General features: G+C 52.5%; 9 protein-coding genes. 7 read left to right on the forward strand and 2 right to left on the reverse strand.

Annotated features, from left to right (window positions below; genetic code table 11):
• The 6 genes from H6F80_RS08015 to H6F80_RS08040 form a co-directional block, all read left to right on the forward strand.
• Positions 1–1,130: glucose-1-phosphate adenylyltransferase (locus H6F80_RS08015; RefSeq protein WP_190791054.1), on the forward strand; the 1,130-nt coding region annotated here is incomplete at its 5' end.
• A 173-nt stretch (positions 1,131–1,303) separates the two neighbouring features.
• On the forward strand, positions 1,304–1,936 hold the full coding sequence (locus tag H6F80_RS08020; RefSeq protein WP_347277843.1) for an AAA family ATPase: 633 nt from the start codon (positions 1,304–1,306) through the stop codon (positions 1,934–1,936).
• 105 nt (positions 1,937–2,041) lie between these two features.
• A complete protein-coding gene (locus tag H6F80_RS08025; protein WP_190791055.1) occupies positions 2,042–4,357 on the forward strand; it encodes an S-layer homology domain-containing protein in 2,316 nt (771 codons plus the stop codon).
• Between the two features lie 226 nt (positions 4,358–4,583).
• A complete protein-coding gene (locus H6F80_RS08030; RefSeq protein WP_190791056.1) occupies positions 4,584–5,591 on the forward strand; it encodes a DnaJ C-terminal domain-containing protein in 1,008 nt (335 codons plus the stop codon).
• A gap of 86 nt (positions 5,592–5,677) precedes the next feature.
• Complete coding sequence (locus tag H6F80_RS08035; protein ID WP_190791057.1) at positions 5,678–7,072, forward strand: ABC transporter substrate-binding protein; 1,395 nt, start codon at positions 5,678–5,680, stop codon at positions 7,070–7,072.
• Positions 7,073–7,192: 120 nt separating this feature from the next.
• A complete protein-coding gene (locus H6F80_RS08040; protein ID WP_190791058.1) occupies positions 7,193–7,396 on the forward strand; it encodes a hypothetical protein in 204 nt (67 codons plus the stop codon).
• Positions 7,397–7,625: 229 nt separating this feature from the next.
• On the opposite strand, the gene H6F80_RS08045 is transcribed toward H6F80_RS08040, so the two are convergent.
• On the reverse strand, positions 7,626–8,360 hold the full coding sequence (locus H6F80_RS08045; protein ID WP_190791059.1) for a hypothetical protein: 735 nt from the start codon (positions 8,358–8,360) through the stop codon (positions 7,626–7,628).
• A gap of 9 nt (positions 8,361–8,369) precedes the next feature.
• The gene (locus H6F80_RS08050) at positions 8,370–8,975 is read right to left on the reverse strand and encodes a hypothetical protein (RefSeq protein WP_190791060.1); all 606 of its coding nucleotides are present in this window, start codon (positions 8,973–8,975) and stop codon (positions 8,370–8,372) included.
• 256 nt (positions 8,976–9,231) lie between these two features.
• On the opposite strand from H6F80_RS08050, the gene H6F80_RS08055 reads away from it, so the two are divergent.
• The coding region (locus H6F80_RS08055) for a serine/threonine-protein kinase (protein WP_190791061.1) at positions 9,232–10,989 on the forward strand (1,758 nt) is incomplete at its 3' end.

Consider the following 10,989-nt stretch of genomic DNA (forward strand, 5'->3'; position numbering starts at 1 on the left):
ACGTTCTGACGCAGTTTAACTCTGCTTCGCTGAACCGACACATTTCCCGAACCTACAACGGCACGAGTTTCCAGGAAAGCTTTGTCGAAGTTCTGGCAGCGCAGCAAACGCCAGAAAACCCCAATTGGTTCCAGGGAACGGCAGATGCCGTGCGGCAGTATATCTGGCTGTTTGAGGAATGGGATGTCGATGAATACCTGATTTTGTCAGGCGACCATCTTTATCGGATGGACTACTCCGACTTTGTTCGCCGCCATCGGGAAACCAACGCTGATATCACGATTTCAGTGCTGCCGATGGACGAGAAGCGAGCATCGGATTTTGGACTGATCAAAATCAACGAGCAGGGGCGCATTCTCTCCTTTAGCGAAAAGCCCAAAGGCGATGCCTTGAAGCAGGCAATGGTAGATACCACTATTCTGGGACTCACCCCCGAAGAAGCAAAAGAGCAGCCCTTTATCGCGTCGATGGGGATTTATGTCTTCAAGCGGCAGGTGCTGATCGATCTGCTGAAGCAGTTCCCATCCCAGACCGACTTTGGCAAAGAAATCATTCCCGCCGCTGCCCAAACCCACAATATTCAGGCGTACCTGTTTAAGGGCTACTGGGAAGACATCGGAACGATCGAAGCCTTCTACGAAGCAAACCTGGCACTGACTCGGCAACCGCAGCCGCCCTTTAGTTTCTATGACGAAAAAGCCCCGATTTACACCAGGGGTCGATCGCTTCCTCCGACCAAAATGCTCGACTGCCAGATCACTGAATCGATGATTGGTGAAGGCTGCATTCTGAAAAGATGCCAGATTCATCACTCTGTTTTGGGCATTCGCAGCCGCGTTGAAGCAGGCGCAGTCATTCAAGATTCGCTAATCATGGGATCTGACTTTTATCAGCCCTTTGCAGAACGGCAGACCGACTGCGAACAGCACGAAATTCCTCTGGGAATTGGTGCAAACTCGACGATTCGACGGGCAATTGTCGATAAGAATGCCCATATTGGCTGCGATGTGCAGATCATTAACAAAGACCGCGTTGAAGAAGCCATGCGCGAAGAAGAGGGATTCTACATTCGCAATGGCATTGTGGTCGTGTTTAAGAACGCTGTCATTCCAGATGGGACGATTATTTAGGGGATGATTGAGCGATCGGTTTCCCGGCGATAATTTTCCAGGACGAAAGGCGGTTTGGAACCGTCATGGTTATCATCCGAATTGTCCCCCTGCCTCTCTCAATTCGGCTACGGTGTCCATAACGGTGTACTGTCCACAACAGTTATATAGAGGAACAAAGGGGGCAGCCATCTGTGTCATTCCAGCCGCCTCACCCGTCCCAGAATTCGATCGCCTCGCCGTTTTCTCAAGGGGCAATCGCTTCCCTCTCCGGTACAGAAGAAATTCTCTCTGTTTCTCAGATCCCGCTGACGCTGATGATCGGCTTGCCGGGAAGCGGAAAATCTACCCTAGCTGCTCAACTTGCCCAGGAAAGTCAGCAGTGGGTCATCTCGACCGATCAAATTCGGGAACAGCTTTTTGGCAACGAAGCGATTCAGGGCGACTGGAATCTTGTTCAGCGAGAAGTGCAGCGACAGTTCCGGCAGGCGATCGGCGCAATTCGGCAGGGCAGACTTCAGGGCGCAATTTATGATGCCACCAATGTCCGTCGTCGCGATCGTCGACGATTCCTACAGCAAGTTCGATTGATCGGCTTCAACTCAATCACGGGATTTTGGGTTGATACGCCCTTTGCCCTTTGTCTAGAACGCAACCAGAATCGATGGCGCCAGGTTCCTCCAGAAGTGATTTTGCGAATGCACCGTCAGCTTGCAGGTGCGCCGCCCAGCTTAGAGGAGGGATTCGATCGGCTGATTCAGCGCATTGCTCTGATGAATCAAGTCAAAAATCAGGAAATTGAGTCCTTTTTAATTAACCAAAATTAATCGCGCTGCATAATGAGAAGATGCACTGACGCCTTGATGAATTGAATGTCGATTCGATTTGTTTTCTGTGCCATTCTCTATATCGTTTAAACCATCTTTACTGGCATGAAAAGAGGCGGAGTCAACGCGAATGCGATGCGTGTGATCTTTCGCCGTCAGTTTCTTGTCTTAAGTTTTAGTTTTGCCTCCCTTGTCTTGGGCTACCGCAAAGTTGAACGCCTGATCGGGGGCAGTGGTATCGCAAGCGATCGAACTTCTTCTTTGTTTTCAGATATTCAAAATCACTGGGCAGAAGCCTCAATTCAGGCGATCGCGAAACGGGGTATCCTCAACGGCTATCCAGACCAAACCTTTCGCCCGGACAGTTTCCTGACCAGAGCGGAATTTGCAGTCATTTTGTCGCTCATTTTTCTTGACGCCGAGCCTGTGCGTGAGCCGATGCAAAGCAGTTCCCTTAATGGGGCACTCAATGGGGCGATCAATGGAGCGATCGCGTTTTCTGATGTTCCTGCGGCTTACTGGGCATATTCTGGCATTGAGCAAGCCTCCCTGAACGGCTGGTTTTCGGGCTATCACAATGGGACGTTTCTACCCAATCAACCGATTTCACGTACTCAGGTTATGGCGGTTTTGGGGACGGCACTGGGCTTTGAGTCGCCTGCTCATCCACTGCAAATTTTGAAGCTTTACTTTAAAGATGCCGATCGCATTCCCGACTGGACGCGCTGGCCCACTGCGGCAGCAATTCTGCAAGATATTGTGGTGAGCTATCCGGATGTGCGGCAGTTCTATCCCGATCAGAACGCTACACGAGGCGAGGTTGCCGCGATTTTGTGTCGTGTTCTCAAGCTAAATCATGCAGTACCGCTTGCGTATTCCACCTGTGGTTTAGGAATTAATGACCTGAAGGGGAATGTCACGGTTGCCTTTCCGCAATGGCGCGGCAGTGCCCGGCTGATGCAGGACATTCAAACGGTGCTTGCCAATTTTCAGTTTTATCCAGCCGATCGCATTAACGGGGAATACAATTTTGAGACCGAGCAGGGTTTAACCACGTTTTGTGATTTCTACAGTCTAAACACGATGAAAACAGGCGTGCTGGATGAAAAGCTGGGCTGGACGCTCACCCACGCTGACCCGATCGACTATTTTCTGGCATCGGCGCAAGATCGAAACGCAGTCTACAAAGAATTTTTGGCGCAGGAAGTCGCTTATCCCGGCAATCGGCTGGCATTTCTCGATCGCGGGGCTGCCAGTTCACGCTACTTTGCTGATATCTCGCAGTTTCCAGCCCGTTTAGCCGCAAAACTAGACGAAGAGGTAATTACCCCCTCGGCGGAACGGCTTCGTATCGCCTCGCTGGGCGACAGCAATGTTTTAACGGGAACGAATCAGCGGGTTTTCTTTACTCCGTTTCCTGAATACGGCACACTGCCCGCGATCGATAGCACTGGCTTAGACTTTCTTCATCCCGATATTCAAGAGGCTTGCCTCTGCGTTGGCAGCCTTGTCAACGGCACAATGCAAACCCACTGGTCAGGCAGAAACGCACTGGATAACGTTGAAATGTGGAGTACGACAAAAATCATTCCCCTGCTCAATGTGGTTTGTCAGGCAAACGCAGTCCAGCCCGACGCGAACGTGCGAGATTGTTTGGTGCGTCCGGTGGGCAGCCCAGAAGGGTATGGATTTTATAATCTGGCAGTGGATCCGATGAGCTATCAACGCGCGATCGCGTCATCAAATGCAGCGGCGGCAACCTTTAAGCAATTTTTTACCCCGCCAGAACTGGAAAACTGGGTGAGAAACCTGACAGGCAATCGCTATCTCGACTTTACCGGACGCTACGACGAACCGCCCTTTATCCAAAACCCCGACCTCTGGAGCCAGACCACAAAAGCCGTGCTGCTTAAATCTGCCTACAGCGATCATCTGGGCACAAATGCCATTTCAACCTGCGATCTGGCACGATTCGCCGCGATGTTAGGCTGGCATAATTATTTACCGACGGCTGCCAGTTTGCCAGCGGTGCAGTGGAGCAGTTTAGAAACGGTGGTGCGGGCAATGGCAATGGATAACGCTCGCTATCTAGATGGGGCGATCGAGCGGCTGCACCTGAGCAGCAGCATTCAGGCTCCGGTAATTGTCTCTAAAGTGGGGTTTGGGCGCAGTCAAATTCGCGATCGCACTGAGCTTTGCTATGTAGGGCTGGTTTGGTTTATTGATACGAAGCACCTCCCTTTAGGAGATCATCGTCCGGTTCAAGCAGGGAAACCTGCCGTCCTGCGTACCTTTAGCCTTGCGCTGCGAGCTGCCAAAGCTCTTAATAATGCAGCCGAAGAAGCCAGACAGCTCGATGCCAGAGTTGCGGCAGAAGTCACAGAAATCCTGCGGCGAATTATGACTCAAGAACTAGCGTAGGAATAATTCGGAATTCGGAACGGTGGAGCTTTTATACCCATTCGATCGATAAGAGCTATAGATATCCCTGCCCTGCTAAAGTTCTGAACCCCAAACGCTGAATTTCTAACGGGCTAAAGTACGGGAATTTCCCTATTTCCTGCCTTGCAACCGAACCCGCAGCAGGTCAGAATCCTGATAGCTTATAGGCAGATGCTATATTTAAGTGCTTAAAGGAATTGGCTGAATGGCAGCAACCGACTTTAAAGACTACTACGCTGTCCTGGGAGTCAACAAAACTGCCAGTGCAGATGAAATTAAGCAGGCATTCCGACGACTGGCGCGGAAATATCACCCTGATGTAAATCCAGGGGATAAATCGGCAGAGTCAAAATTTAAAGAAGTCAACGAAGCATACGAAGTCTTATCTGATACTGATAAGCGGCGCAAGTACGATCAGTTTGGTCAGTACTGGAACCGGGTTGGCACTCCAAGCAGTAGTCCGACCGGAACTCCGGGCGCAGATTTTGGCGGATTTGATTTCAGTCAGTACGGCAGCTTTGACGAATTTATTAACGAGCTGCTGGGTAAATTTGGCGGCACTGCGGGTGCACCGGGCGGGGGTCGTCGCGCCTACACCTATCGCACCAATCCGGGCAGTTCTGGATATGGTGGATTCAGCGATTATGCAGACTTTGGAAATTCCGCCGCTAACGTTCCGACTGATCTGGAAGCTACCCTGACCCTGACCCTCTCAGAAGCCTTTCATGGCGTTCAAAAAAATCTGCGCGTCGGCACTGAAGACATCAAGGTGCGGATTCCTGCCGGAGTCAAACCGGGCAGCCGCATGACCATTCGCGGCAAGGGACAGGTGAATCCTTACAATCAGCAGCGCGGTAATCTTTACCTAACTGTGGAAGTGCAGTCTCACCCCTTCTTTAAGTTTGAGGGCGACAATTTGACCTGCGAAGTGCCGATCGCTCCCGATGAAGCGGTTCTGGGTGCGTTGATCGAAATTCCTACTCCCGATGGCAGCGTCACGATGAACATTCCTGCCGGAATTCGATCAGGTCAAACTTTGCGGCTACGGGGTAAGGGCTGGCTCAATCCCAAGGGCGGCAGAGGTGATCAGATGGTGCGAGTGGTGATTGTACCGTCAACCAGCCTTAGCCCGATCGAGCAGCAGGCATACGAAACCCTGCGCGATAACCGCAGCACCGATCCCCGCGCTCAGCTCAAACAAATTAAACTCTAGGGTTGTGGTGCAAGCTGAGGGTTGTGCCATGATAGGCTCGTCAAAGGACGCTCATCCCTGAATCTTTGTTCTGCTGAATGTAGCCTATGCCCCTATTGCGCGATTTCACATCCTGGCTTCGCGAGTTCAGCCCTGCGGCGTTGCGAAGCGGTTTTCCCTACCGGGTAATCGGCTCCAGTCTCCTGGGATTCCTGCTGGTAGGCTGTCACTCTTCGGTACTGCTGGGCGAGCGTCCGTTTTGGAGCCAGCACAATCAGCAGAACAATTCCCAACGCCCCGATCGCCAGCCCCGCAGCGAGGGCGGATTAAAGCTAGGGGCAATGCTGCCTGTCACCGGAGATTTGGGTCAGGTAGGACGACCGATGCTTCAAACGTTGCCCCTCCTGGTGGATACGGTCAATCGCTGCGGCGGCGTGAATAATGCCTTTGTTTCTCTGGTGGTCGAAGACCAAGCTGTTAAACCACTCGATGGAGCACTGACCCTGGACAAGCTTGTCGAAGCCGATCGAGTCAGCGCGATTGTAGGAGCGTTTTCGAGCGAGGTAACTGCGATAGCCCTACCCGTTGCTGTTCAGAATAAAGTACTGCTGATTTCGCCTGCCAGCGTTAGCTCCTCATTGACTAATCGTGCCCAGCAGGGAACATACAAAGGATTTTGGGCAAGAACGGTTCCTTCCGAAACGGAGGAAGCGATCGCTCTGGCACAGCTCGCCCAGAAACGCGGCTTTCGCACCGTCACAACGATTACGGTTAGCAAGCCCGATGCGATCGCTCTTGAACAAGCATTTATTGCGGCTTTTGAAAAGCAAGGCGGCACTGTACTTGATAAAACTCAACCCCTGCGCTACGCCGTTAACGCTGACCCCTTTACACTGGAAGAGTTTGCCTATGCTGCGTTTCGTCCCTTTGATCCGCCTGATGCAGTCATCGCTATTCTTGATCCGGGAGCAGGTGCGTCGCTGCTAAAATCTGCGGCTGAGATGGGGTTAACAGAGGGAGTTCCAGTCGTGCTGACAGACGAAGTTCGCATCGATGCTTTTGTTCAACGAGTGGGCAAAGCGACGGATGGCACGTCTCTTCTGTCAGGAGCGATCGGGACGGCTCCGGCATCAGATGGTTCAGCCTTTTCTGATTTAGCGAAACTGTGGCAGGAGCAGTTTGGCAGCCCTCCGGGACTATTTGTGGGGCAAACCTGGGATGCTGCTGCCCTAGTGATGCTGGCGGCTCAGGCAGCAAAATCAAACAGCCGTGAGGAAATCCAGGCAAAGCTGAGAGAGGTTGCCAATCCTCCAGGGATGACGGTGAACCATGTGTGCGAAGGGCTGGCTCTACTCAAGAACGGACAAGAAATTAACTACAACGGAGTCAGCGGCAAAGTCGACATCGATCGCGCTGGGGATGTCAAAGGCAACTACGATGTCTGGACGGTAGACGATCGCGGGCAGTTTAAGCGGATCGATCGCATCAGTCCTGCTGATTAGGTTGCGTCACCCATTCGGTTGTCTTACAGATTAGGCAATCTGATCGCTAACACAACACAACATTAGATAATAAAAGCACCCTCGGTTTGGCAAAAATTAAGTACTTTTTCATTCCCTCCTATGGCTCAAACAGTGACCGTTGTCTTTAATCCTGAAACCCCTTCGACCCGGTTTCAGGTCCTTCCTGTTGATGTGCAAAACGGAGACAGTGCCCCCACGCCTGTCTTTATCTCTCCGATTCGCGGCAATGTGACTTCCTGGCTTGCTTGCAATGGCTATCAATGGGTGCAAGGCTCCCAACCCGAACAATGGATCAAGGCTTAGGGTGAGCTTTCAAGGAGCTTGATTTCCGCTAATCCCTGCTGTAGAGAGACTACGGTGTACCTCCATCTTGCTACCCAGGTTCAAATTGCTACTGCTTGCCCCCTAACCCCTTAATTCTGGAAGAAACCGAGCCTAATTCGGAGTTGAAAGTCCCCCTGGAGGATTTGGGGGGCTGCCAACCTGAAAATGCTCACAAGAATGCCTGATGTGGACAGGCTAGGTATTCAGGCTAAGGAGCTTTAGTCAGCCTGACAATCATTCGATTCACCGTCGGATAAAGGGCTTCCAGGTGAGGATTATCAGAGTCAAAAAGCTGGTCTCCCATGACTGCCTCGAAGTCAGCCGATCGCATTTCGATCGTTCCTGGCTGAGGAGCCAGCCGCAGAATGAGCAAGTCCTCATATTGAGCCAGCCGAGTTCCGGTAAGCACAACTGTTCCTGAATAATCCCAGCCGAAGCCATAAAGCTGAAACGGTCCCAAAGCTGCCTGTAAATCCATCAGGGTGGCTTCCATGCCGATACCCTCAGCCGTTTTCCACTCTGTGCCCAACTGCGAGACGGCTTCGGCTTGCGTCCGGCTTTCATCGCGCCAGATCACGGTGAACGATCGCGTTTCGCCCAGATCTACTCGTGTTGCGGGGCGCATTTCGCCTTCGCCCACGGAAAACTGCTGATTTGTTAATTGCTCCGAGCCATAGAGATTCACCAGATCGTCAAATGCTGTTGCGGCTGTAATCTGCCCGACTCGCGCTCCGGGGACAATCAAAAACTCGGCTGCCGGAGCAGTGGCATCTTGAGCCGGAGCCGAAATGACCGGGCTGCTAATCACACGCGAATCCGCAACCGTTGAAGAATTTGCGGGTGCAGCAAAAGGCGAACCGGCATTGGGGTTTTCAGGGGCAGAACAACCCATCGATGCGATCGCTCCACCTAGCATCGCCGAAAAAAGAACTTTGAGTTTCATGAATTCAAACTAAAACAAATCAAATCCCAGCACATAGGCATCGCTGGCACGAATCCGTACGATAAAGGGCGCACCGTTGACCCGTCCTTTCACCTCCCAGGCACGATTGCTCTCGACGCGATCGACATCATCAATCTCCACCACATCTGAGTAGGGGTCGCGAATGCTGAGCCGCTGACCCACAACTGCCCGCGCCACATCTTCGGCATCACTCTGGCTGCGAACGCTGCCGCCATCGGAATAGGTTCTGCGCCAGTCTTGGTTGTCGTCATCATCGCGATCGCTGCGATCGACTCCCTCCAGCCGGTAAAGCTGCACATTGCCCGTCCCGCTGGAATAGTCGCACCCCACTACAAAAGAGCTACCCTGCCGCTGGCTCACCTGCATCTGAACCTCAGCTCCGCCCGTTACCGGCTGGATCGATAAAATCTCACGCACCCGCAGTCCCCGATTTTCTGCCTGCTCGGTACAGATTTCTTCTGCGTCTCCTAACCCTCCGCGCTGCGCGAATAGCAATGAGGTATTGCTGATTAAAGTCGAAGCACGAACCGGAAAAACTGCTAAGCCTGTTGTCAGAGTCAGCGAGGAAACAGCAGCCAGCACAAACGTCCTCATAGTTCCGCAATTCCTTACGTAGATAAAAGTAGAGTCAAAAGGAGAGCCAGATGATAGGGGCGGGAATCTTATCATGGGAATCTTGTTAATACAGACGAGCTGATCGCGGCAAAAGGTTCCAGCTTATGTGAATTTTCTCTGCGACTGCGGCTGAAGTAGTGGGCCCTTTTTCCACAGTCGAAGGGACTTCCATTAAGCTAGGGGTGAGCTAGTCTACAACCTCCATTTTTATTCCTATTCTTTTATTTCTATTTCTATGGCCGCTGTTTTTTGCAGTCGAGGACATCCGAATCCGGGCGACAACCGATTTTGCTATCTGTGCGGCGAGAAGCTGAGCAGTCGGGCAATGCAGCAGGACTTGATTTTAGGCGATCGGTATCGAGTCGTCAGAGAACTCGGGCACGGCGGCTTTGGGCGCACCTACCTTGCCGAAGATTTAAACCGATTTCGTGAGGCCTGTGTGCTGAAGGAATTTGCGCCGCAGGTTCAGGGCACGTCTTCGCTGCAAAAAGCAGAAGAATTGTTTGAGCGAGAAGCAGGGATTCTCTACGGCTTGCATCATCCTCAGATTCCGCGTTTTCGGGAACTGTTTCGGGCGGTGCTGGGCGATCGCAGTCATCTGTTTCTGGTGCAGGACTACATTCCTGGAGAAACCTATGGGCAACTGCTTCAGCAGCGACAGCAGCAGGGAGGCACATTCAGGGAGCCAGAGGTTTGCCAGCTCTTGACCCAGATTTTGCCCGTTCTAACTTATTTACATCACTCTGGCGTGATTCACCGCGATATTTCGCCCGACAACTTGATTCTGCGATCGAGTGACGGTTTGCCTGTTCTAATTGATTTCGGCGGCGTAAAACAAGTTTCGGCGGCGGCTGAATTGCAGTTTGTACCTCCCGCTCAGGTTGCTCCTGCCGCGACCCGTTTAGGCAAAATTGGCTATGCCCCGATCGAGCAAATGCAGCAGGGGGTTGTTTCCCCTCAGAGCGATTTGTATGCCCTTGCCGTCACCGTGCTGGTGCTGCTGTCGGGGCAGGAACCCACATGGCTGCTCGAAATGAAGGGCACCCGTCCGCAGTGGCAGCGATCGGTTGCAATCAGCCCAGCCTTGACCCAGATTTTACAGCGAATGCTGGCCTCCCACGCTGACGATCGATTTCGTTCTGCTGATGCCGTGTTAACAGCACTTCAGCAAGCCAATTTGGTTCCGGCTGCCCATCAACTGCCGCTTCAGGTTCAGGAAAATGCCGCGACTGCTCATCTGCCCACGGCTCCGATCGCTGAACATCTTCATTCTCCTCAGGCGATATCAGGCGGTTCTCCCCCAGGCATGGCGACTGCTCCCACTGCGCCTCAAACCATTGCTAGGGGTCAAGCAAAAAATCAGGTTCAGTGGCACCAATGGGCGGCGTTGGGCGGTGTGGTGCTGGCTCTGGGTGGGGCAGGCTGGATGGCACACGATCGATGGCTGCCGCTTTTTTCCAGTCGTAGTCCGAGTTCTCAGCAAGGAAATCGTCAAATGACGCCTCAGCAGCGGAGCCAGAGCCTTGGCGTTGATTTTTCCTTTCTCGTGCAGCTTACCAATCAAACGTTTTATACCCGCTATCCCGATCAGCAGGGGCGCACGCTAACCAATGCACCTCAGGATCAGGAGCTGCGAAAAACCTGGGATATCATTGCTGCGGAGTGGCTCAGCCTGCTTGAGACGAACTTGAGCGAAACTGTCCGCCAGAAGCTCGGCAGCTACACCAAAGCCGATCGCGATCGCTGGAAAGAGCAGATCAACCAGCTTTATGTCAGCAGTCGATCGCTGTTCGACTTGACCGATGCTCGCTTTTTCGCGCTGTTTCCTGACCAGCAGGGGCAAAATTTTATCGATCAGCCGATCGGTCAGGTGTGGCACGGTATGGCAGCCGAGCAGGTTAAAACTTTAAACCATACTGCCCTGGAAAAAATTCAGTTTGCTCCGGGCACATTTAGTCAGCAGGTGAATGGTCGCCTTGCCCCCGGAACTGGG

It is taken from the genome of Leptolyngbya sp. FACHB-711, from assembly GCF_014695615.1.
In the GTDB taxonomy this organism is placed as follows: domain Bacteria; phylum Cyanobacteriota; class Cyanobacteriia; order Elainellales; family Elainellaceae; genus Leptolyngbya_A.

Excerpts from the sequence above, each read along its gene's own strand:
- H6F80_RS08025 (WP_190791055.1), top strand. The coding sequence starts at position 2,042 with ATGAAAAGAGGCGGAGTCAACGCGAATGCGATGCGTGTGATCTTTCGC.
- H6F80_RS08030 (WP_190791056.1), top strand. The coding sequence starts at position 4,584 with ATGGCAGCAACCGACTTTAAAGACTACTACGCTGTCCTGGGAGTCAAC.
- H6F80_RS08035 (WP_190791057.1), top strand. The coding sequence starts at position 5,678 with ATGCCCCTATTGCGCGATTTCACATCCTGGCTTCGCGAGTTCAGCCCT.
- H6F80_RS08040 (WP_190791058.1), top strand. The coding sequence starts at position 7,193 with ATGGCTCAAACAGTGACCGTTGTCTTTAATCCTGAAACCCCTTCGACC.
- H6F80_RS08045 (WP_190791059.1), bottom strand. The coding sequence starts at position 8,360 with ATGAAACTCAAAGTTCTTTTTTCGGCGATGCTAGGTGGAGCGATCGCA.
- H6F80_RS08050 (WP_190791060.1), bottom strand. The coding sequence starts at position 8,975 with ATGAGGACGTTTGTGCTGGCTGCTGTTTCCTCGCTGACTCTGACAACA.